The following is a 22,771-nucleotide window of genomic DNA, read 5'->3' as shown; positions in this document are numbered from 1 at the left end:
GGTTTGCTATATACTATTGTAAATTTTTACTGACTATTACCAATTTTTTTACTTTATGAGTATTAATTGACTTTTAACTGTTCCTTCAACCCAATGCTTTACCATAGGTTCAATGTTTACAAAATCACCCGACTTTAGTGTTTCTTTAATACCTTTTTCGTTTTCAAAAACTACTTCGCCTTCAACACAAATTAAAAGCGCAGGAATCTTGGTAATATGTTCTTTCAGCGTTTCGCCTTGCAAAATTTGTATAGCAGTTGCATTTCCTAATTCACTTTTAAAAAGTGAGATAGCTGAAACTGGTTTTTCCTGAGTATGTAATTGTTTTATGTTCATTGGAAGTATTGATTAAAGGTTGCAAATGAAATTTGAATGTTTTTAAATTGTTTTGACGCTTCAGTTTCGTCTTTAGCTTCAGAAAACTCTTTTACCAAATCAATGTATGGCAACAACCACTTATGCAGTTCATCGTGGGCTTCGCCTGTCATTGTGCAACTTGAAGTAAGTAGGTTAATATTCTTTTGTAATTTTTCAGCTAATGATTTATAGTCTTTTTCTTCAGTAATTGAAAAATCATTGATATCCTTTTCCATATTTTTAATGGAAGGCATCATCTCAGCATTCACTTTCCATTTTTCTCCGTTGTTTAATTTAATTACCTCACTTTCATTCTCGTGATGATGTTCTTCATGGGTAACCGTTGTAGTTTGTTCTTCTAGCTTTTCGTCGGTTGCGTTGCCACAACTAAAAAGGAGAAAACTGATTGCTGCTATTGAAATTGTTATCTTTTTCATAATTTATTTGTTGTTGTTTTAGTTGTTGTGAAATAAGCAATGATTGTAAAAACTAGCGTGACTGAAATTCTAAAAATCATGGCACTGATTGTTTTGGTTTCGTACATTCCACCAGAGTTGACGTGAATTTTAAGACCGACAAACGCCGCGATTAGAATGAATGTCGAAATTCCTAACAATTTCGCCGTCCACTTCTTGCCTTTAAAAAATCCAAATGCAGCGAACAGATAAAGAATGCTACTTATAAAATTTGACCAAACCACAAACAAAACATAATTGCCCTCCTTAGCTCTAATGCCAAATAAATCGAATATTACCGATGCGCTCAGAAATAATGTCAATAAAGCAAAGCCAGTTAAGATGATTGCCAATAAATAAGGAAGTTTTTTTTTCATTCTACTTAGTTTTTACTTTTTCTAATGGCAAAGGTTTGGTACAAAAAAACCAATCATAACATTTTATTCCATCAGTGCTTTCCATTCTTTCTTTTGCAACCCCGCATGAACCCGCTGTTGGAACAATTACATCATCACCTGGTTGCCAATCGGCTGGAGTAGCAATATTGTAGGTGTCGGCTGTTTGCATAGCAATTAATGCTCTTTTCAATTCATCAAAATTTCTACCCATAGAAAGTGGGTAATAAATTATAGCACGAATCATTCCTTTGGGATCTATAAAAAATACGGCTCTTACCGCTTTGGTAGAACTTTCGCCTGGTTGAATCATGCCATATTTTTTGGCTACTTCCATGGTGATATCTTCTATCAAAGGAAAATTCACTTCGATATTTTTCATCCCTTTATATTCTATCTTTTCTTTGATTGTGCGCAACCATGCAATGTGGCTATACAATCCATCAATCGATAAGCCTACTAACTGACAGTTAAGGGCTGTAAATTCGGGTTCTCTTTTTGCAAAAGTCATAAACTCTGATGTGCAAACTGGTGTAAAATCTGCTGGGTGGCTAAAAAGAATTACCCACTTCCCTTTATATTCTTCAGGAAAATTAATTTCTCCTTGCGTTGTGATAGCTTTAAATTCTGGGGCCTTGTCCCCAATTCGTGGCATTGCGCTTACTTCTTGTTGCTGCGTTGTTTCCATATGTTTTTATTTAATTAGTGTTAATAGTGATTGTATCATTTTATTTCCTTGTTTGATATTATCAAATTGAAAGTTTGCTACTCTCCATTTGTACATTTGAAGCCTAACAGCTCCCATAACAATATGAATCAGATCTTCTTCGGGGATTGATTTGCTAAAAACTTTATTTTTCCGCCCCTCCACAATAATGGGTTTGAGGTACTTCATTTTTACCACCATTATTTTCTGAATAGCTTTATTTATAAGGTCGCTCTCTTCCAATAATCCATCAGAAAAAACGGCTACCACGAAATGAGGGTTCTTACTAAAAAACATGAACTGATTTTGAAAAAGCATTTTAAATTTTTCTTCAGTGCTTAGCTGATTGCTAATAGCATTAGAATAGCGCTCATCTATGTTTGCAGCAAGATAATCAAGTAGTGCAATTATTATTTTTTCTTTGCTCAAAAAATGTCTGTAAAGAGCGCTATCCGAGAACTCCATTTCCTTGGCAAGGTTCTTAATTGTTAGGCCACTTACTCCCGAAGCAGTCAGTATTTTACCTGCTGCTTCAATAATTTCAAGTTGTCTAGCAGAAATAGTTGCTGTCATTGTTAATTTTTAAAGATTATTAGTTACTGAGTAACGGATTTCATTTTCAAAAAGGCAACTCCTAACCAAACTACTGAGCCGGTCATTGCAATTGCCCCGATTAATACTAAAGCAGGAGGCAAACCAAAATACACTTCTGTTAATATTCCTATTGGCATTAACAGACCAGTAAGTGCCAGCCAAGAAATGGCTTTCACGTTTTGAAGTTTATCTCTAAAGTGTAGAAGTAGATAACCAATCAGGATATTTAAAAAAGCAAACAAGTTGCCATGCACATGAGCCAGTCTTGTTTCAAAATGTTTTCCGATACTGTATGAGTTTATCCATTCTTCTTTTCCCGGAGCAAAGTCACGGAGGTAAATTAACAGAAAACCGTAAGCCATAAAAAGTCCCATTGTTAGGAACCCAATTGCGATGTTGTTTTTGCCGTTCATTTTGTTTGTATTTATCAGGTTTGTAAATATTCACTCACAAAAGTAAATCAACGTTCCTATTATTAATGTGATGAATGTTACACACGGATATGATATCTGTCAAGTTTGTCCTTTCAAAGAGATTTCAAAATATTATAAAGATCATAACAGGAGGTGGCCAATCACTGCATTTGAAGTTTGTCCCACATTGGGTGTAGTGTCTCGCTGGGTTACGATTAACAGGGGTCATACTGATAAGTAAAGTCGACTAGAAATAGTATCCTTACGGATCAAGTCCTCGATCAAAATAGTCGTCAAAGGCCGCAGAAGAAAAACGTAGCGAGGTGCTCAGGGACGAGTTTGACTAAATTAACGACTGTGCACCTGGGTCCTTACATAGCTAAAAATAAACCTAGCTTAAAACAAAAAAGGTTGTCCGTTAAGACAACCTTTTAATTAATCAAATACCCAAAAAATTTGAAATGAAAAAAGTATTAATTTTTAATGGGAACTAAAACCTTCTACTATTCAATCGCTGCTACAATAGGACAGTAGTAAAGTCTTAGCTTTGATTAATAATTAGTGTGGTGGTAATAATACATCATTAATTACGTGAATTATTCCATTTGAAGTTGGAATAGAGGCAACAATTTCAGAATTGTTTACAAAAACTTTTCCGTCCTTCTTTACAATCTTTACTTTTCCACCAAAAACCATATCAAATTCTTGACCATCTTGCATATACTCCGTTTTAAGAGTTCCTACATAAGTATGGTATCCTAAAATATTTTGAAGATCTATTTTCTTTTCAGGTTTTAAAAGTCCTTCAACAGTACCTGCTGGTAATTTATCAAAGGCAGTGTTGGTAGGTGCAAATACCGTAAATGGACCTGCATTGCTTAAGGCGTCCACCAATTCACCTGCTTTTACAGCTGCTACCAAAGTAGTGTGATCTTTACTTCCTATGGCAACCTGGACAACATTTGGATTAGACACAGCATCAACAACTCCTGATTGTCCTGCACCTTGTTCTGAAGGTTCTGTAGTTGAATTTTGTACTTGTGCTTCATCAGTTCCTGATCCACAACTGGCCAGACTAACTACACATAGAGCTAATATACTCTTTATTACCTTTTTCATATTGTATTGTTTTAAATTTTATGTTTCAAAGTAACAGTACAATTCATAAAAACAGTATGATATAAATCATAATAATAGGTGATATATTTTATATCGGATATGTTGATCCGATATAAGATAAGTAGTACATTTGCACAAACATCAAAATCATGAAATCAACGCACGATCACACATTTCATATTCCTGTAATGGGTTTAGGTTTTACAATAGATACTCCTATTAAGGTTGCTCATTTTGGAATATCCTCAGTGTTATCTATTGTAGAAGATCACCTAATAGAACAAATGCGGGAAGTTGTGTGCAGAAATAACAACATAGTATATAAACCCATATTAGCAGACGTTGAGGATTCTCGGGCAAAAAGAATAAGAGCCTATTTAAATCTTGTTCAAGAAATAGTAAGTCAAAATATAGCCCACCTTCTTAAACAGTCTTTTGAAAAAGAAAGCGATCTTACAAAATACTTCGAGCTGCTTCCAGAAGACTCTATAGCAAAATCAATGTATCGTCAGACACTCGACCTCAGAGGCTCAGAAAGAGAATTGGCAGAAAAAAATTTAAGAAATTTAGTACACCCTGGATCTGTTGACGTTAACATTATGACCAAGGTTGATAAAGTGAACTATGATTCTAACGGAGAGACCCTAAGTCAGGAGTATTCCGATGCTTTATCAGCTCTAAGGGGATTTGCTACAAGCAACCTTTCTTCTTCTGTTGTTTTTTCTGCGGGACTTAATCCACGCTTATATACTTATTGTGAAAAATTTGAAGATTTTTATCCGGATATCAATGGCGTTTTAAAAAAGAAAATTATTTTAAAAGTAAGTGACTACCGATCAGCATTAATTCAAGGGAAATTCTTTGCAAAAAAAGGATTGTGGGTTTCCGAATATAGAATTGAATCAGGCTTAAATTGTGGTGGACATGCATTTGCCACGGAAGGCTTATTACTTGGCCCTATTTTAGAAGAGTTTAAATTTAATCGCCATAAGTTATTTAGCGAACTCTATACCACCTGTTCAGAAGTACTTACACTTAAAGGCAAAAAATTTGCGGAACCTCCGCGTATTAAAATATCCGTTCAAGGTGGTATTGGCACTGCTAATGAAAACAATTTTTTGATGAAATATTATAACCTTGATGCCACAGGTTGGGGAAGTCCTTTTTTGCTTGTGCCTGAAGTAACAGCGGTTGACGAAGAAACTGTTCAAAAACTAGCAACTGCCAAACAAAGTGATTATTTTTTAAGTCACTCTTCACCTTTAGGCATTCCATTTAATAATTTTAAACACAGTAGTTCTGAAACTCAAAGAAAAACCAGAATACTTAAAAACAGACCTGGAAGTCCTTGTTATAAAAAATTTCTTTCTACGAATACAGAGTTCACGGAAAAACCCATTTGCACAGCATCAAGAGAATATCAAAATTTAAAAATTAAACAGGTGCAGTCTCAAGTTTTAGATCCAATAGAGTTAGAAACCATTATCTCAAAAATTATTGAGAAAGATTGTTTATGTGAAGGTTTAGGAACCGCGTCCCTCATCGTCAATAAAACCAAACTTTCTCATGGTTTAAAAGCTGTAGCTATTTGTCCTGGCCCTAACCTAGCCTATTTTTCAGGCGTATACACCTTAAAAGAAATGGTAGATCATATTTATGGAAGAACCAATATCCTGAATTCTTTAAAACGCCCACATGTTTTTGTAAACGAATTAAAAATTTATGTCGATTATTTAAAAAAGGAAGTAGAAACCTCGTTGAAGAGCATCACTGAAAAACAAAAATCATATTTCTCTTCTTTTAAACAAAACTTATTGAATGGGATCGAGTATTACTCAGCGCTAATTCCTGACTTAAAAATGATAGATGAAATAGCTCTTGAAATGAGAGCACAATTATTTGAACAAAAAGCAAGATTAGAACTGGTTCCTATTCATCAGACTATTAAAGTTTAACGAAAAATAAAAATGAAACTTAAACCAATACATGTATTTTTGTTTCTATCCGCTTTATTTTTAGTGTATTCCTTTAGCATTTATTTAACTCCCATTAACGAAAAATCCAAAACAAGTTTTGACATTAAAACTGCTTCAGAAGGCCGTCTCGTATGGCAAAAATACAATTGTCAAAGTTGTCATCAACTCTACGGATTAGGAGGTTATCTTGGCCCCGATCTTACCAACATATATTCTGTAAAAGGCAAAGGTGAGCTATGGATTAAAGCGCTACTAAAATCGGGAACCACACAAATGCCATCTTTTCATCTAACACTAGAAGAAGAAAATAAATTAATTGAATTTTTAAAGTCAACCGACGCAAGTGGTTTGGCCGATCCGCGTCAATTTAATATTAAATCAAACGGCATGATTGAGCGTAAATGATGTTTAAGCAGATAAATACCGGCAAATTATTTCTGATCACTGCACTGATCATGCTAATGTTTGGTTTATTAGTAGGTGTTCTGGCTAGCTTAAACTACGTGTTGCCGGGTAATCTAAAAGACAGTCTGGGATTTATATCACTAAGACCAATGCATGTTACGTCAGTAATGTTTTGGATAATTTTAGGGGCAAGCGGTTGTGTTTACAGCGGGATAGAGATTGTGTGCAAAAAGAAAATTTCAGTTGTAATAGCTTTTATCCAATGGTGTTTGTGGTTAGTAGCTATTGTAGGAATTTTATATTCTTATCTCACTGAAGATTTTGGTGGAAGAGAATACTGGGAGTTTAATCCTATATGGGCTTTGCCAATTGCAATAGCATGGTTGCTCTTTATCGTAAACTTCATAAGAAGTGCACTCACTATTAAGCAGTGGCCAGTTTATGTTTGGATGTGGATGACGGGAATTGTTTTTTTCTTATTCACCTTTATCGAAAATTATCTTTGGATGATCCCCTATTTTAGAGATCATTTTGTCACAGATATGACTATTCAATGGAAAGTGAATGGCTCATTGGTTGGTTCGTGGAACCAAATATTATACGGTACTGCCTTTTTTTTAATGGAAAGGATTAGTAAAAATACTAACATAGGTAGAAGTAAATTAGTTTTCGCCATGTATTTTCTTGGCTTATTTAACTTGATGTTTAATTGGGGTCATCATGTTTATACCTTGCCCACAGAAGCCTACATTCGTTACATCGGTTATGCTGTAACGATGACAGAGTGGATTATTTTTGCGCGCATCATTTACACTTGGCGTCAATCAGTTACCGACGCTCAAAAGCACTATCATTATTTTCCTTACCGCTTTTTAATGGCGGCTGATATTTGGGTTTTTCTTAACATTGGTCAAGCACTATTAATGTCAATTCCAGCAATAAATATTTACACACACGGCACGCATGTAACAGTTGCACATGCCATGGGAACGACTATTGGAATAAACAGCATGATTTTGCTTGCTGCGTGTTTTGAGTTTCTAACTACTAAATGTGAATTTTTCAATTTCAATATTCAAAGACTAAATCGCGTGTTCTGGTTTTCTCAAATCAGCTTACTAATTTTTTGGTTCTCTCTAAATATTGCAGGAATAAAAAAAGCAATTTGGCAAATGAGTCTACAACAAGTTCCCTTTAGCAAAATGATGGAAGGACTTCATTTTTGGTTTGTGTTATTTGGAATTGCCGGTGTGGGTTTATTGATTAGTCTAACCTCTTTAGCACTCACCTTAGTAAAAGCGCATTTTCGTTGTGTTTATAAAGTAAAACCAGAAAAAAACACCTATGCTCACCAAACACCAATAACCAATTAAAAATGGAAAACAGTCTAAACATAAATAATCTAAGCACTGCCTTCGGTTATAAAAAAAACAGAGAACTCCGTTTCACGTATTACATATTTAAACTATTAAAACATCCTGCGTGGGTTAAAACATTATCCTTTTTTGCAAATGGTATTTTAAAATATAACATCCCGTTAAAAGGTTTAATAAAGAATAGTGTCTTCAAAGTGTTTTGCTCTGGAGAAAATATTACCGAAGCATTCGCCACTATTAAAAAACTAGAAACATACCATGTAAAATCTGTTTTGGATTATGTAGCAGAAGGCGAAAAAACGCAAAGGGTATTTCGGAGAAATAAAATGATTATCGTAAAAAACATTTTTAAATTAGGTCAGGAAGCTCCGGGAAATTCCGTAAGTGTGAAATTTACAAGCCTTGAAGAAATTGATTATTTTATTGTATTAAACGGCTTGGCTTTAAATAATAAATTGCCGGACAATGAACGCTATTTAAAATTCCTAAAGCGTATTGACATTATTTGTGCGGCTGCCGCTAAAAATAAAGTTACCGTGTATTTTGATGCAGAAGACAGAAATATGCAGGATATTTTCGATCTGGTTGTTGAATCCATGATGGAAAAATATAACAAGGAGGAAGCCATTATTTATAACACCCTGCAAATGTACCTTACTGATCGTTTAATCTATTTGAATAAAATGATTGCTGATTCTAGATTAAAAAACTACCATCCCGGCATTAAACTCGTAAGGGGTGCTTATGTAGAAAAAGAAAGAATAAGAGCTTTGCAAGACGGAAGAACAAGTCCGGTATTTAATACAAAATTAGAAACAGACGCTGCCTTCAACAAAGCGCTTGAGATCTGTTTAAGTCAACACGAATGGGTATATACCTGCATTGCCTCTCATAATGAGCAAAGTAATCTATTGGCCGTTGCTACTATTGACAAGTACGCCATTCACGATTTTTATAAAAAAGTAAAGTTCTCGCAATTATATGGTATGCGCGATAACCTAACTTTTAATCTTGCTGCCAAAGGCTATAATTCCTCGAAATACCTTCCTTATGGTGAAGTAAAAAAAGCAATTCCTTATTTGATAAGAAGAGCGGAAGAAAACTCATCCATTGGTGAACAGCTAACAAGCGAATTATTACGGTTACGTAACGAACTAACTCGAAGAAAATTTTTAGGAAAAGAAATCAGAAAACTAAAACCTGCATAAACATGGAAATAGGATTTTATTTATTATTAGGAGTTCTTTGGATTGCCACTTGTGTTTTACTTGGTAGATACATAATGGGAATCGGTGTTAGTAGTAAGAAACAGGTGACAATAGGATTAAAAGCAATACTTGTATCCTATTTAATTGGTATAGGTTTTTTGTTCTTTATGGTTCTTCATTCGTAAAATTGATATCCCAATAAAATTCAGAAATTTATTTTGAAAACCATTTAGTTTTGTTTCCAAACAAAAGAGTGTTATCAGTGAATTTTATAGACTGCAAACTAACAGCCCAAATATAACCACCCACCACCCTTGCAAAGGGATATTTTTTGTAATACATGGAAATATATTCGTCTATAATTTCTTCTTGATTCAGAGTCCTCCCGGTAAATTGTATCCCCTTTATTTTTAGTACATCTAATTGTTCTGGTAAAACTGTACCTGAAACCATTGAACTAAACAAGGTAGAATCTTCGTGACTTGTACCATACGATGACTTAAACACAAGTGTCGCAGATCCATTGTTCAAAACGAAAAAACCTGTAAAGCAATACGGCACATTTTTAGTATCGGTGAAACAAACAGTAGCTACCCTGTTTTGTTTAAAAAAATCACTAATGTTTTCTGGGATTGCATTTTCAAGATTTTTTAAGTCTAAGTTTTCTTCTTTTTTCAGCATTATCGAATTTTATTTTTTCTTCTTTATTGGATGGTTTAAAGGGTGGTACCTTCATTGGTTTACCTTGCTCATCAATAGCTACAAAGGCAAAATAAGCTTCATTAATGAGTTTCATTTTGTTATCTTTTACTTTTTTACTCCACGCTTGAACAAAAATTTCCATCGATGTTTTAAATGCATGTGTCACCATACATTTTATTGTTATAATATCGCCTATCATTGCCGGTGCCTTAAAACTCACGCTATCAATAGAAGCGGTAACACAAATATTTTCAGCATGATTCTGAGCGCAGATAGCCGAAGACAAGTCCATCCACTGAACCAATCGACCTCCTTGTAGTATTCCCATTGGATTTACATCGTTTGGGCAGACCACTTCCGTTGTAATAACCAGAGAATTTTTTGACGTTTTAATTTTTTCCATTCAAAATTAGTAAACCACTAAAGTAAAGAGTGCAACAAACTTTAATATGAGATAAGTCATAAAGCAGTGTTAAAAGTTGCAATCGGCTGATTTAAAAGTCTTAACACTATTTACAATTGCCGGTTGAAAATTATATCGGATAAATACATCCGATATGAATTATTTACCCTAAATTTGTAAAAAAACACAATGATATTTTCGAAGGCCTGCGAATACGGAATACGCGCTACTATTTATGTAGCAGCCCAATCGCTTGAAGAAAACAGACCAAATCTGAAAGATATTTCAGCTGAGATAGAATCGCCGGAAGCATTTACTGCCAAAATTCTACAAATGCTGGTTAAGCATAAAATAATAAACTCTATTAAAGGGGCCATGGGCGGTTTTGAAATAGATAAAAAACAACTTAATAAAATACGTCTGGAGGATATTGTGATTGCGATAGATGGTGGTTTTAGTGATAAAATTTGTGTATTGGGCCTTAAAACTTGTTCGCAAAAACATCCTTGCCCAGTTCACGATAAGTACAAATATATAAAGAGTGACCTCATATCGATGCTTCAAAACACAAGTCTACAAGAAATGACAAGTGGATTAAAAGAAGGTTTAACCTGTTTAAAATACTAACTAAAAATATATAAAATGGAAATCACTGAAAAAAATGTAATTGGAGAGCTGGTAGCTCAGGATTATCGTACTGCTGAAGTATTCGCAAAATATGGAATCGATTTTTGTTGTAAAGGAAATCAAACCATACACGATGTTTGTGAAAAAAAGAATATCAACGAAAACGCACTCATTAAAGACTTATTAGACATAGAGAAAAGTTTAGAAAATTCTGTCATAGATTATCAAGCGTGGCCAATAGATTTACTGGCTGATTATATAGAAAAGAAACATCACCGTTATGTACAGGAGAAAACACCAGTTCTTCAGCAGTATCTTTCTAAAATTAACTCCGTACACGGTAAAATGTTTCCAGAACTAAAAGAAATCATGGATAGTTTTAATGAGTCGGCTCAAATGTTAGCTGCTCACATGAAGAAAGAGGAGTTAATCTTATTCCCATATATTAGAAAAATGGCAGTAGCAACTGCCGACGATTCTTTTGCTCCACATTTTGGAACCGTTCAAAATCCTATTGCCATGATGAAAGAGGAACATGATACTGAAGGAGAACGTTTCAGGAAAATTTCTGAACTGACTAATAACTATACGCCACCTGAAGAAGCCTGTAATACTTTTCGCGTCACCTATGCTCTTTTAAAGGAGTTTGAAAATGATTTGCATTTACACATTCATTTAGAAAATAATATTTTATTCCCTCAAGCAATTGCCATGGAGGAAGAACGCAGCCCTTCTTCTTGTGAAATAAACTAATTTTTTTACAATTATAAAAAACTTAAGACATGCTAAATTTTAAATTAGATGAAGACTTTATAATGCAGTATAAAGACGTAAAACCAGATTTCGGTTTTAACGGATTAGGACTGTTAACCTATTATAGAACTTATTCCCGACTTAAAAGCGATGGAACGAATGAAGAATGGTATGAGACGGTAAGAAGGGTTGTAGAGGGCGCCTACTCTCTTCAAAAACAACACATTCTTAACAACGAATTAGGTTGGAACAATAGGAAGGGACAAAGATCGGCACAAGAAATGTACGATCGCATTTTTAAAATGAAATTCCTGCCTCCTGGAAGAATGCTCTGGGCGCTAGGCACACCTATTATTCACGAACGTAAAGTTGGTCAAGCTCTTTTTAATTGTGCTTTTGTATCCACCGTTAACATTGGCAAAGGAATTGAAGAAGCCATAAAGCCATTTACTTTTATGATGGATATGAGCATGGTTGGTGTGGGTGTTGGCTTTGATGTGGAAGGTGCGGAGAAAATTGAAATCAATAAACAGGAGGAAGAAGATGAATTGTATGTTATTCCAGATTCTAGGGAGGGCTGGGTAATGAGTGTCGAAAAGTTACTTTTTAGTTACTTTGCAAAAAGTTTTGGTTTTAATAAATCTTGTGGTGTAAAATTTAGTTATGACCACATTCGGCCACAGGGGGCTCCCATTAAAGGGTTTGGAGGTGTATCATCTGGTCCCGCACCTTTAGAAAAATTACACAATCAAATTAGACAAAGCTTAAATAAACTCAACGGAAAACACATTACAGTAACGGCTATCACCGATATTATGAACATGATTGGTCAGTGCGTTGTTGCCGGAAATGTAAGAAGAACAGCGCAAATCGCACTTGGTCCCGTTTCAAATTCTGAATACAGAAAATTAAAAGATTATAATTGGAATTCTAAAGAAGAAAAATATGAAGGCACAATGTCGCACAGAGCCGCTTGGGGCTGGGCTTCCAATAACAGTGTAACCGTAGATGCTGACACAAATTTTGCAGAGGTTGCACAACAGACCGCAAAAAATGGAGAGCCTGGTTTTGTTTTCATGGATAATATTCGTGCCTTCTCAAGAATGTCAGATCCTGCAGACTTCAAAGATGAAAAAGCAATGGGCACAAACCCTTGCGGAGAGCAGACTTTAGAGTCTTACGAATTATGTTGCCTTGTTGAAACATTTCCTTCACGAGCAGAGTCAAAAGAGGATTATTTGAGAACATTAAAATTCGCTTACCTCCTGGGCAAAACAGCAACGTTGGTTAATACAACTTGGCATGAGACAAATCGTGTGCAAAAAAGAAATCGTCGTATTGGCACTTCTGTTTCGGGCATCACAAATTTTATTGAAAAGCATTCTCTTGAAACATTAAGAGTATGGTTAGATTTAGGCTATAAACATATTCAATCTTGGGACGAAATTTATTCTTCCTGGTTATGCGTACCAAGAAGTATTAAGACTACCAGCGTGAAACCTAGCGGAACAGTAAGTCTATTGGCTGGCGTGAATCCTGGTTGTCATTTTCCTGAATTCGATTATTATATCCGAAGAGTGAGGATCGCAAAAACCTCCTTACTTATTCCTGCTATTCAAGAGGCGGGTTTGCATATAGAGGACGATGTTGTTGACCCTTCATCCTTGGTGGTCGAATTTCCGGTTCACAACGAAGGTAAAAGTTTAAAGGATGTTAGCATTTGGGAACAAGTGGCACTAGCCGTCTTCCTTCAAAAATACTGGTCAGACAATCAGGTCTCATGTACTGTTACATTTAAACCGCACGAAGGCGATCAAATTAAAACGGTATTAGATTATTTTAAATACGATCTTAAAGCCATTAGTTTTCTCCCAAAGTTGGAGCTGGGTGCATACGCACAAATGCCCTATGAAGCCATTACTAAAGAGCGATACACCAACTTAATAAAAGATATTAGACCCATTGAATTCAAAGAGCTAGCCGAAGATTCGATCGGTGAGAAATTTTGCAGTAACGATGTGTGTGAATTAACTTAAAGTTATTGTCAAAAAAGAAGCTGAACCATTGCCCGCAAAGCATTAACCTGAACTAGCCTAACTTACTAAATCAGGCGGGCAATGGTTCTTTCCATTCTCACCCCAACCTCCAAAATAAACATGATACTAATCAGTTTATAAGCTTGCATTTATCATAAATCATTTCTCTTAGCAGATGTAACTTTGCGCTATAAAATTCTACTTTGTCCAGATTTCTTTCCATATTTCTTCTTAGTGTGTTTTTTTTGCAAACTACATTCAAAATTATTATCTATCTAAATTACGAAGTCAATAAAGAAAGTATCACATTAAACTTCTGCCAAAACAAAGACAAACCTAAATTGAAATGCCATGGAAAATGTCATCTCAATAAACAACTCAAAGAAGAAGACAAACAAGAGAAATCGAGTAACACTCTTAAAGAAATAACGGAAACTCAAGTTTTCTTTCAATCGCTAAAATTTATTTTTAAAGAAAAGCCATTAAATAAGTGTGACTTAAATTACACTTATATCCTAAAAGTTCCCGAAAAGGATCAAACTCCTTTTTTCCATCCACCAACCGTTTTCATTTAAAACAAAGCCTTTAGTGGCTTGTCAATACCAATTTGAAAAATATTTAGTCCAATTTAAATTATTTTTCAGTGCGCCAGCTTGAGCGATGTAATTGGTAGATACCGATTATACAAAATGATAGTGCAATTGAAAATTGGGCTATCTATTTTGTCACATCGGTATACGCAAAAAAAAGGTTGCACCATAAAATGAGTTCCTTAAATCAGAAGGAACAAAATAAACACGTCTAATAAAAATTTGACCTACAGAATCATTATGAAACTATCCTATAAAATAATTGCGCTCAGTGCAGCAACAGTGCTTACATTCTCATGTAAGAAAAAAGAAACAAAAATAGAAACACCTACTCCAATTGAAACTCCTGTCGAAACAACAACTATGAATAAGTTAGGAGAGGTTTATATACAAGGAGCAAATGCAAAAGCTTTTATATACACTACTTCAACCCTTCAAACAGGCTACAACGAAATATATGTTGCCCTATTCGACTCAACAGATGGAAGTAGCTTGTCAACTGGGCATTTCGACATTTTACCCATTATGGATATGGGAACCATGCAACACAGTTCTCCTGTTGAAAATACTGAAGATACAGTTGTTACCAATGGCTATTTTAAAACAGCGGTCATTTTCTCTATGGCAGGAACAGCCAGTCAATGGTTTTTAAATCTTAATTTTCATAATCATAAAAACCAAAAATTTGGCGCAGCAAAGTTTGGAGTAAATGTTGCGGCAAGTTCACCTTCTAAATTTAAAAGCACCGTAGTTGCTGCCGACAATAATGCTAGCATCTTCATTACACTCCTAAATCCTTTAAAACCAGAGGTTGGAATAAATGATTTTGAAATTGTGCTGCATAAAAAAAACAGCATGATGGAATTCCTTCCCATTGATGATTACACCGTTGAAATTGAACCTACCATGCCAAGCATGGGACACGGCTCTCCAAATAATGTAAATCCAGTTATTACCGAGAAAGGTCATTACAAAGGCAAAGTAAATTTCACTATGTCGGGTTTATGGCAGATAAAAATAAAACTTTCCAAAAACGGAACTGCTTTAAGTGACACCCAATATTTCGAAATAACGATTTAAAAATGAAAATTATTACAGTAATTCTTTTAAGTTTTTTAACGCAGTGCTTTTGGGCGCAAACAAACCCAAAAGACACTGCTAAAAAAATTACTCAACTCAGCGAAGTTTGTATCTCCGATGATACGCATCCTGACAATGCTTCTTTTAATTTTTATAAAGGAAGTAAGTTGGCTAACACCGAAGATATATTGTCGCGCATGGAAGGTGTCAGTTTAATTAAAAGAGGCGCTTACGGACTTGAGCCAATACTTCGAAATTACGGTAGCGGACAAACCAATATTACCATTGACGGCATGCGTATTTACGGTGCATGTACTGATAAAATGGACCCAGTCTCTATTTATGTAGAACCAGTTAACTTGCAATCCATTCAAGTAGCACATGGCGCAGCTGGTGCCTTAAACGGAAGTACGATTGGCGGACAGATTAACTTTAATTTAAAGGAACCCTCCTATAACTGCAATAAAAAAATTCACGGACAGGTCGGACAGTCATATTCTACAATTAACAAAGGTTCCAACACCAACTTTGCGCTTCAGCAAACACTCCATAAATTTTCATACAGAGTGAGTGGTGCTTTACGTGATGCTGGTAATTATAAATCAGGAGATAATATTCAAATTAAAAATTCAGGATTTCATAAATCGAATTTATCTGCTGCGCTTAGTTATAAAATTGACAGTTTACAAACTTTAAAAATTAATTATTTAGGTGATTGGGGTAAATTTATTGGCTACCCTGCTTTGCCAATGGATGTTGGGTCTGCATCCGCTCAAATATATTCAATGAGTCATCATACTATTTTTAAAAACAAAAAATTAGAATCTAACGAATTAAAGGTTTATTACAACCACATTGTTCATCAAATGGATGATACGCAGCGACCCGAAGCGCCCATGCACATGGACATGCCGGGCTGGAGTACTACATTCGGCTTTTACGATAATCTCTCAATAAAAAAGGGAATAAAACTACGCGTTGATTACCATCACGTGAATACAAGGGCCGACATGATTATGTATCCCAGCGGAGAACCTCTCATGTATTTACAAACCTTGCCAGAAAACAATCTAAGCAACATAGGATTTTCTTTGCAGAAACTCTTTACTCTAAAGCACAAACAACAAATAAATTTGAATGGCAGAATTGATCTATTCAATCAATCTGCAATATCAAGCGCAGGTATCAATCAATGGAAGGTTTTTAATACAGATATAAGCACTTCAAAACAAGATTTTCTTAAGAATCTAAACTTAAACTATAGCAAACTTTTTACGGGTCATCTGTTTTTACAACTTACATTTGGCTATGGGGAAAGAATTGCTACTAGTAATGAGCGGTATGGCTACTATCTCTACAATAGGCAAGACCAGTTTGATTATATAGGAAATATAAGTCTTAAACCCGAGAGGTCTTATCAAACTGAACTGCGCATAAAAAAAGAGTTTAAGAAAGTGGAAGTGTCTATGAATCTATTTTATCATTTAACGAAAGATTACATTTATTCTTATAAACTTGACGGTTATGGTCAGATGACCATCGGCGCTTTTGGTTTAAAGACATACAAAAATATAGATTACGCACTAAGCACTGGCGCAGAGTTTACAACTAAATTTAATGTAACAGAACGCTTGACACATATTAGTTCAATAAAATACGTTTATGCTGAAACCCACAACGGAAAACCCCTGCCCCTTGTGCCACCTTTTAAGTTGCAGCAGGCTTTGCGTTTCAAAATTCAGCTTACTCAAATTCAGTTAGAACACGATTATGCCTATGCTCAAAACAGAATAAATATAGACTATGGCGATAGACAGACTCCTTCTTTTCACCTTTTTAATTTAAGAATTGCACAAAACATTCGGATTAAATCTAGCATCCTTCAATTAGGAATAGCTTGCGAAAACATTTTTGACCAGAATTACCGCGAACATCTTGATATTGGTAATATTCCGAGGTTTGGAAGAAATTTTTTAATGAATGCTAGTTTACTTTTTTAGGTAAGAGTTTTCTAAGGCCTGAAATACCTTAGAGAAACTTTTACCGCTGCAGTTAAATAAATAGTAAGAATTATTTTAACCTAAAATTAGCTAGAAATCTTTTTAGCGGAATCCTGTTTCTGTGAAAGAAGAAGGAAAAATAAACTTATTAAAATAAGCAGAGAAACAAAAAACAAAATTTCGTTTACATACGGAACCATGGTATAAGAAAAAGAGGCAATACCTTGCACTCCCAAAACAACCTCGTTTAAATAAACCCCAAATACAAAAAGAATAAGAGAAACAGTCGTCATTCTACTTATATGAATAAGCTTATAGATATACATGTATGAAACCAAAAAGACGGAAATAATGGCCAACAGAATCAAATGCAGATAAGCGATAACGATTGGCCTGAATCCAAAAGCAAGCTTACTGATAGAAGGCACTGTAGAGCCTAGTTGAAGGAGAAATTTTACACTTAAAGCGATTACAATGACGAGAAAAAGATATCTTCCAGATTTGAAAATGGAGTCGTTTGAAACGATTCCATTTTTGATGCTAAAAAGGAATTTTACCCACGCAATCACCTGTGTGATTGCCGCTAAAATTACAATTGCAAATAACCAAATTGGTAATTTCGCCCAAAGTACAGAAAGAAAATAAGCAGGGATACATGAGAGAAAAAACATCCAGAAAATTGAATTACTTTGTTGGTACTCAGGTTTCAATTCGTGAATTTTAGCCAATAACAAACCCATACAAGCAAATAGAAAAAACCCATTGTACTGAAAGTGCAAATAAAAATACAAGGAGGCTAGGTGGATGTTTTGATTAAAATTATGACTTGCCATCATAAAAGCCAAAGTAAATGTTCCTAATGAAGAGATGATGTTAAACCAAAGTGCCGCCGTAAACCAATTTACATAGGGCCTATTACTAATATCTTTTAAATCTTTAAAAAGAAAATATGCGAATGTATAAGCTGTAAAAACTGAAAGTGTTGAAAGCGCGATCGAAAAAAATCCGTAACCCTGTAATGTAAACGCAATGAGCATACCATAAGCACAAATAAGGTTAGTGATGAGAAGTTTTCGGTAAATATTTATGTTGGAAATGATTTTTTCCTTTTGAATTGCACCTATTATAAGGATAAAAATAGTATGCGTAATCCAGCCAATAAAAGCAAAGTGTGAGTGCCCATGCTGAATGTGTTTTTGATTAAAATAAGGGAACTCAAATCCGATTTTGTAACGCATTAATGTTCCCAAAAACGCCACAATAAAAAGATTTAGAATAGAAATGCGTAACCAAAATTTAGTATTTAGAGCCATAAAATCGCGATTAATAATACATGTAAATTTAGTTCTAGGGTTTAACTAATCAACCTAAATTTAAGTATTATTTAGTAATACTAATATATTTCTGTTTTGCGTTTTTAATTTTTGACATTTATCAAATTTGCTTTTACTAAGGCATTAATCGTTCAATTAACCAAGATTTATCAGAGCCATTCAAGGTATAACGTATTCTATCGTGCAAACGATTAGCTCGCCCTTGCCAGAACTCAAAACTACTTGGTACTAAAACATAGCCACCCCAATTATCAGGTCTTTGAATGTTTGTATTTTCACGCTTTCTAAACTCTTTTTGAAACAAAATTTCCATTTCCTTTCTACTACTCACAACTGAACTTTGCGAAGAAATCAATGCCCCTACTTTGCTCTCAAAAGGTCTGCTTTCAAAATAAGCATCTGATTCTTTAGTTGGCAAAAATTTAACATTTCCCTGTATTCTTATTTGGCGTTCAAGTTCTGGCCAAAAAAACAATAACGAGGCGTTAGAATTCACGTCAATATCTTTTCCTTTCTTACTGCCGTAGTTCGTAAAAAAAGTAAATCCTCCAAAACTAATATCACGTAACAACACAATTCGTGAATCGGGCATGTTTATTTTGTCGCAAGTAGACAGCGTCATTGCATTTGCATGATCATTCCCTGACTTAAAAGCTAAATCCAACCAATTTTGGAACTGTGAAACAGGATCTTTGGAAATTTCAGACTCCAAAAGCTCTCCTTTTAAATAATCTTTTCGTATTGTTTTTAATACTGACATTTTTTTTGTTTTAGTTCACTTTTACAAAGAAATAACACCTAAAATTACCTAACAAAACTTGCCAAAATACTGCGCGAACTCAGTACTGGAAATGATTTATATCATATATCGAATCATGTTTAACTTTTAAATTAGACAGCATCTATTTACTTTTTTTATACGCATATTCTCATAAACTATAACAATGAGTTGGTCTAAACTAAGCACTCAAAAAATAAAACAAAGAAATTTTTGAAGGAATCAGCGGAAATTTAAATTACAGAAGTGAAAATATTCTTGGAATTCCAGCCACCTGTTTGGATAGAGATATATGTTTTATTATGACGCACCTTTTCTAAAGGAGGTACTATTTCTATCTATGCTAGTTGCAAGTCCAAATCATATAGGCTGTCATACACTTGATGAAGATAAAGAAGCTGTTTTAAAGAGTACACAAGAGCTTGAAAAAGACTTAATTCGCGAGTGTGCAGAAGAAATTTTTGGCACAGAACATAAAAACATCCGATGGTTTTGTGGCTTCTGGTGGTAAAGTGGCAAACATAGAAGCCTGTTGGATTTACAGAAATTTTTATTCAAGAGTTTAAAGCCAAGCCCGAAGAAATCGCCTTACTGTATTCTGAGGACACGCACTATTCTTTTCCAAAAGCTTCTAACTATATCCAATTCAATAATACATTATTCTAGAGAACGATTTTACTCTTTCGGGCGTTACCCATGAAGTAGAAAGAATTTGTCAATCTTTCTGTTTTGCTTTCTACTTCATGGGTCAGGCTCTTCGCTATTATCTTTTTGTGCTTGGTATATTTTAGGAAGCACAAAAAGGAGAGCAGCTGCGATCCTTAACGCAGAAATCCGTTTAGTCTCTGCTATTACATCTTGTTAGTTCGGCTGCGCAGTTCCTGTTCACATTCTGCAAACTGCGCTAGTGGCGTTGCTGCCAAATTTATTTGTCACGGTTTTTGCCAAGCACACAATTAGCCAATTGCAAATTAAAAATTTGCAAATCGCTAAACCACCCACGCTAAAAACTCGCGCCAAATAAATTCGGCAGAAGCTAAGTAACATAATACAAATTATAGTCCTTTTTGCTATCGCGTATGCGGAGCATGCTAACCCTAAAAATTACCATAATTGGTATTATATTAAATAGCCAACGCCACAACAGCAAAAAGGCTGTTCATCCAAACATCTCCTTAAGCCTTTTTGCTGAGCCGTAATTCAGTGCACTTAGATCTGTCATGGTCCTTGTGCTCGGTAGCGGTATTTTTTATATCAGTATAGCTCCATAAAATTTTCAATTGAAAATAATCGAAAATTTTATCCAGCTATACTGTTTACTAAAGGCTGCAAGATATACAGCAAAGCTGTAAACCTTGCAATGTATGCGGCACTCCCTCCGGTCAAACATAGCCGCAGCCACAGGCGTATGGTATAATTATTTATTATTGAAAGTAGAGAATAAAAAAAGCTTAGGTATTAATACCTGAGCTTTTTTCATTTAGGGTTAAACAATTGGTTATACTAAAAGTATCAATAAAATCATACTGTAAGAAGTTGAAAGGATTAGTTTTATCAACAAAATCAATCCTTCTACTGAAATTATTTTAATGGCATTTATCATCTACAATAAAAAAAGAGCCGCAAAGTTAAGGTTGTCGCCTGGCGGATTGGCAAGGTCAGGCTCTGTTTTGCAAAAAAAATCTCCACACTGATTGCGGCATAGTATAAGGCATTTATTTTTTATTTAGCCGCAATCAGGTAGTATTTTTTTTGCAAAAACCTTGACCAACCGCCGTCGTCAACCTACAATAAATGCTTTCTTTTTTAATTTTTTTGCCGGGTTTTTAGCTCGGTTTTTTTGTGTTTTTTCTTTTGTTTTCAATTAGGGTTTTAGGCTCGGTTTGCATCAAAGGCAACACATTCAAAAATTAAAAAGGTTAGCAAGTAATCTTTTAAAACAATATAATATGTCAAATCAAACAAAAAATCCAAACAAACAAAAACAACTAAAAGTGTCTTTAAGGCATCAGCAAAGGCAACTAAATTACATTTCTGTTCCTGAAATCCGTCTTATGGGTAAGTGGCTAAAGCAGCTCGGGTTTCATAGTGGTCAATCTGTAACCATCACGCACAAGCAAAATAAAATCCTCATAGTAGCTAACCAAAAAAACACTTCCTATGCTAAAAACTAAAATCAAATGTCATAAGCTGGGTATGCAATATACCCAGCCACATTTTTTCATTTTAAATAAAGGCTTCCACTCTGGCAAGCCTGCTCCCGAGTATTGGTCAAACTGTTTTGTGTTTTTAGCAGATTGCGAAGAAGAAAGAGAGTTCTTCTACTTTCTAATTCTAGGCTTATGGGAGTTGCAATTATTCCTACCTCACTTAACTGGTTCAGTTGTTCAATTTATCAGAATAAATGATTTTATAGATATCGTAGAGGAGTGTGTAAACCATGTAAACACGGGCGAGCGTAAATTCGAAGATATTCAAAATTCCCTAAAGCAAATAGAGCAATGTAAAGTAACTCTTCAAAAGCAAGTAGCCACTTTAATGCAACTTCGCAAATCTATTTTCCATTCCTACCTTAAAAAAAAGTAAAAAAAAAAAAACCCTGGCCTTAAGCCGGGGGTTTAGTTACCTTACCCAAAAAAAGTAACAAGATTAAATCTTAACACAAAATTAATAAACATCTACATAAATAAAAAGCCGTCCACTCGGGACGGCTTTAATTTTAACAAAATTTTAGCTGAGGTTCAGTTTTTAAACTTCCTTAATAGCCATTTCAATAACACAGTCATACTAAAACTAACCACAGCGCCAAGCGCCGCAAGGATAACTGTTTTTATGATGTCTGATGAACCTATGTTCACCACTATGGTTAAGGCCGTGCCTGAAGCAGTACCCAGAATAGTTCCGTTTGCTATGTTACCTTGTGTTGACATAGAAATTATCCTGCGTCTGCTTTTGTTAGCTTACCACTGAAATTTGCAGAAATTACAGCGTCTGCATAATTCGGTAATGATCCTGGAGTAATACTAATGTAAATAGCATCCTCTGTTTTGTCACCGGCATTTCTCCCTGCATCTGCTTTTGTCAGCTTTGATGTTGCCGTGATGGCCTCAATCATTTCGCCGCTTTCTTCATCGCGTACTTTAATTTTTACTTCTACCTCTGTGATAGAACTTGTTTCTTCTTCCATAAAAAAGATTTTTAATAGTTGATATAAAATTTTAATAAACATGTTATAGTGTTTTATTCACTGTTTTTACTGGTCGCTTTTAACTGCGAATTGACTTACCGCGGTCGCAACACTTCCAGCAACTACCAAGTAACCGCCAATCGTTATGACGGCAACTGGAAACGAAACTGGCGCTGAAACGATTGCACCTCCAACAGCCGCGAGACTTAATCCAACCGCACGCATGATGCGAAAGAATTTTGGAGTCGGTGATTGTGCTCTTTGAAGTAAATTCATT

Annotated in this window: 27 protein-coding genes; 13 read left to right on the top strand and 14 right to left on the bottom strand. The window is 34.9% G+C overall.

Translation table 11 applies throughout. From position 1 onward, the window contains the following. Nucleotides 1–48: 48 nt before the first annotated feature. The 7 genes from P2086_RS08610 to P2086_RS08580 form a co-directional block, all read right to left on the bottom strand. Entirely contained in the window at nt 49–336 is a 288-nt protein-coding gene (locus P2086_RS08610) for a cupin domain-containing protein (protein WP_317900044.1), read from the bottom strand. After that, nucleotides 333–794: a hypothetical protein gene (locus P2086_RS08605; protein WP_317900043.1), complete on the bottom strand. Its 462-nt coding sequence runs from the start codon at nt 792–794 to the stop codon at nt 333–335. Before P2086_RS08605 ends, P2086_RS08610 begins: the two co-directional genes overlap by 4 nt. After that, complete coding sequence (locus tag P2086_RS08600) at nt 791–1,189, bottom strand: hypothetical protein (RefSeq protein ID WP_317900042.1); 399 nt, start codon at nt 1,187–1,189, stop codon at nt 791–793. The genes P2086_RS08605 and P2086_RS08600 overlap by 4 nt, the downstream gene beginning before the upstream one ends. 1 nt (nt 1,190) lies before the next feature. Next, complete coding sequence (locus P2086_RS08595) at nt 1,191–1,895, bottom strand: peroxiredoxin (RefSeq protein WP_317900041.1); 705 nt, start codon at nt 1,893–1,895, stop codon at nt 1,191–1,193. A gap of 6 nt (nt 1,896–1,901) precedes the next feature. After that, complete coding sequence (locus P2086_RS08590; protein WP_317900040.1) at nt 1,902–2,486, bottom strand: TetR/AcrR family transcriptional regulator; 585 nt, start codon at nt 2,484–2,486, stop codon at nt 1,902–1,904. 23 nt (nt 2,487–2,509) lie between these two features. Further along, a complete protein-coding gene (locus tag P2086_RS08585) occupies nt 2,510–2,920 on the bottom strand; it encodes a hypothetical protein (RefSeq protein ID WP_317900039.1) in 411 nt (136 codons plus the stop codon). A gap of 558 nt (nt 2,921–3,478) precedes the next feature. Next, the gene (locus tag P2086_RS08580) at nt 3,479–4,039 is read right to left on the bottom strand and encodes a fasciclin domain-containing protein (RefSeq protein WP_317900038.1); all 561 of its coding nucleotides are present in this window, start codon (nt 4,037–4,039) and stop codon (nt 3,479–3,481) included. A gap of 149 nt (nt 4,040–4,188) precedes the next feature. Here P2086_RS08580 and P2086_RS08575 point away from each other — a divergent pair, with 149 nt between their 5' ends. Genes P2086_RS08575 through P2086_RS08555 form a run of 5 tightly spaced genes read left to right on the top strand, consistent with a single transcriptional unit; the run spans nt 4,189 to nt 9,189 of the window. Continuing rightward, complete coding sequence (locus P2086_RS08575; protein ID WP_317900037.1) at nt 4,189–5,994, top strand: hypothetical protein; 1,806 nt, start codon at nt 4,189–4,191, stop codon at nt 5,992–5,994. A gap of 12 nt (nt 5,995–6,006) precedes the next feature. After that, nucleotides 6,007–6,420, top strand: coding sequence for a c-type cytochrome (locus tag P2086_RS08570; RefSeq protein WP_317900036.1), 414 nt, complete (start codon nt 6,007–6,009; stop codon nt 6,418–6,420). Further along, complete coding sequence (locus P2086_RS08565) at nt 6,417–7,793, top strand: cbb3-type cytochrome c oxidase subunit I (RefSeq protein ID WP_317900035.1); 1,377 nt, start codon at nt 6,417–6,419, stop codon at nt 7,791–7,793. Before P2086_RS08570 ends, P2086_RS08565 begins: the two co-directional genes overlap by 4 nt. A gap of 2 nt (nt 7,794–7,795) precedes the next feature. Beyond that, complete coding sequence (locus P2086_RS08560) at nt 7,796–9,004, top strand: proline dehydrogenase family protein (protein ID WP_317900034.1); 1,209 nt, start codon at nt 7,796–7,798, stop codon at nt 9,002–9,004. Nucleotides 9,005–9,006: 2 nt separating this feature from the next. Next, the gene (locus tag P2086_RS08555; protein WP_317900033.1) at nt 9,007–9,189 is read left to right on the top strand and encodes a hypothetical protein; all 183 of its coding nucleotides are present in this window, start codon (nt 9,007–9,009) and stop codon (nt 9,187–9,189) included. 28 nt (nt 9,190–9,217) lie between these two features. On the opposite strand, the gene P2086_RS08550 is transcribed toward P2086_RS08555, so the two are convergent. Continuing rightward, a complete protein-coding gene (locus P2086_RS08550) occupies nt 9,218–9,685 on the bottom strand; it encodes a hypothetical protein (protein ID WP_317900032.1) in 468 nt (155 codons plus the stop codon). Next, the gene (locus tag P2086_RS08545; protein WP_317900031.1) at nt 9,645–10,109 is read right to left on the bottom strand and encodes an acyl-CoA thioesterase; all 465 of its coding nucleotides are present in this window, start codon (nt 10,107–10,109) and stop codon (nt 9,645–9,647) included. The genes P2086_RS08550 and P2086_RS08545 overlap by 41 nt, the downstream gene beginning before the upstream one ends. A gap of 189 nt (nt 10,110–10,298) precedes the next feature. Between P2086_RS08545 and P2086_RS08540 the strand changes: the two genes are divergently transcribed. The 5 genes from P2086_RS08540 (at nt 10,299) to P2086_RS08520 (ending at nt 17,195) form a co-directional block, all read left to right on the top strand. After that, nucleotides 10,299–10,736 carry an RrF2 family transcriptional regulator gene (locus P2086_RS08540; protein ID WP_317900030.1) on the top strand — a complete coding sequence of 146 codons (438 nt, stop codon included), beginning with the start codon at nt 10,299–10,301 and terminating at the stop codon, nt 10,734–10,736. A 15-nt stretch (nt 10,737–10,751) separates the two neighbouring features. After that, complete coding sequence (gene ric / locus P2086_RS08535) at nt 10,752–11,489, top strand: iron-sulfur cluster repair di-iron protein (protein ID WP_317900029.1); 738 nt, start codon at nt 10,752–10,754, stop codon at nt 11,487–11,489. A 29-nt stretch (nt 11,490–11,518) separates the two neighbouring features. After that, on the top strand, nt 11,519–13,525 hold the full coding sequence (locus tag P2086_RS08530; protein WP_317900028.1) for a ribonucleotide reductase barrel domain-containing protein: 2,007 nt from the start codon (nt 11,519–11,521) through the stop codon (nt 13,523–13,525). Between the two features lie 830 nt (nt 13,526–14,355). Beyond that, on the top strand, nt 14,356–15,195 hold the full coding sequence (locus tag P2086_RS08525) for a FixH family protein (protein WP_317900027.1): 840 nt from the start codon (nt 14,356–14,358) through the stop codon (nt 15,193–15,195). Between the two features lie 2 nt (nt 15,196–15,197). Further along, nucleotides 15,198–17,195, top strand: coding sequence for a TonB-dependent receptor (locus P2086_RS08520; RefSeq protein ID WP_317900026.1), 1,998 nt, complete (start codon nt 15,198–15,200; stop codon nt 17,193–17,195). Between the two features lie 86 nt (nt 17,196–17,281). Here P2086_RS08520 and P2086_RS08515 read toward each other — a convergent pair whose 3' ends face one another. Both P2086_RS08515 and pdxH read right to left on the bottom strand, forming a co-directional pair. Continuing rightward, complete coding sequence (locus P2086_RS08515) at nt 17,282–18,508, bottom strand: hypothetical protein (RefSeq protein ID WP_317900025.1); 1,227 nt, start codon at nt 18,506–18,508, stop codon at nt 17,282–17,284. Between the two features lie 136 nt (nt 18,509–18,644). Further along, nucleotides 18,645–19,289 (bottom strand): pyridoxamine 5'-phosphate oxidase, encoded by a 645-nt coding sequence (gene pdxH / locus P2086_RS08510; RefSeq protein ID WP_317900024.1) that lies wholly within the window; start codon nt 19,287–19,289, stop codon nt 18,645–18,647. 310 nt (nt 19,290–19,599) lie between these two features. On the opposite strand from pdxH, the gene P2086_RS08505 reads away from it, so the two are divergent. From P2086_RS08505 to P2086_RS08495, 3 genes are all read left to right on the top strand, one after another. After that, on the top strand, nt 19,600–19,818 hold the full coding sequence (locus tag P2086_RS08505; RefSeq protein ID WP_317900023.1) for a hypothetical protein: 219 nt from the start codon (nt 19,600–19,602) through the stop codon (nt 19,816–19,818). Nucleotides 19,819–21,256: 1,438 nt separating this feature from the next. Then, the gene (locus P2086_RS08500; protein ID WP_317900022.1) at nt 21,257–21,481 is read left to right on the top strand and encodes a SymE family type I addiction module toxin; all 225 of its coding nucleotides are present in this window, start codon (nt 21,257–21,259) and stop codon (nt 21,479–21,481) included. Continuing rightward, nucleotides 21,468–21,893, top strand: coding sequence for a DUF6943 family protein (locus P2086_RS08495; RefSeq protein WP_317900021.1), 426 nt, complete (start codon nt 21,468–21,470; stop codon nt 21,891–21,893). The genes P2086_RS08500 and P2086_RS08495 overlap by 14 nt, the downstream gene beginning before the upstream one ends. A 155-nt stretch (nt 21,894–22,048) precedes the next feature. On the opposite strand, the gene P2086_RS08490 is transcribed toward P2086_RS08495, so the two are convergent. The 3 genes from P2086_RS08490 to P2086_RS08480 are packed head-to-tail and all read right to left on the bottom strand — an operon-like array spanning nt 22,049 to nt 22,770. Next, on the bottom strand, nt 22,049–22,237 hold the full coding sequence (locus tag P2086_RS08490; RefSeq protein ID WP_317900020.1) for a hypothetical protein: 189 nt from the start codon (nt 22,235–22,237) through the stop codon (nt 22,049–22,051). Between the two features lie 5 nt (nt 22,238–22,242). Continuing rightward, nucleotides 22,243–22,536, bottom strand: coding sequence for a hypothetical protein (locus P2086_RS08485; RefSeq protein WP_317900019.1), 294 nt, complete (start codon nt 22,534–22,536; stop codon nt 22,243–22,245). A 24-nt stretch (nt 22,537–22,560) separates the two neighbouring features. Beyond that, on the bottom strand, nt 22,561–22,770 hold the full coding sequence (locus P2086_RS08480) for a hypothetical protein (protein ID WP_317900018.1): 210 nt from the start codon (nt 22,768–22,770) through the stop codon (nt 22,561–22,563). Nucleotide 22,771: the final 1 nt, after the last annotated feature.

Source organism: Aurantibacillus circumpalustris (assembly GCF_029625215.1).
GTDB classification, from domain to species: domain Bacteria; phylum Bacteroidota; class Bacteroidia; order B-17B0; family Aurantibacillaceae; genus Aurantibacillus; species Aurantibacillus circumpalustris.
This window is presented reverse-complemented; position numbering and strand designations above follow the sequence as displayed.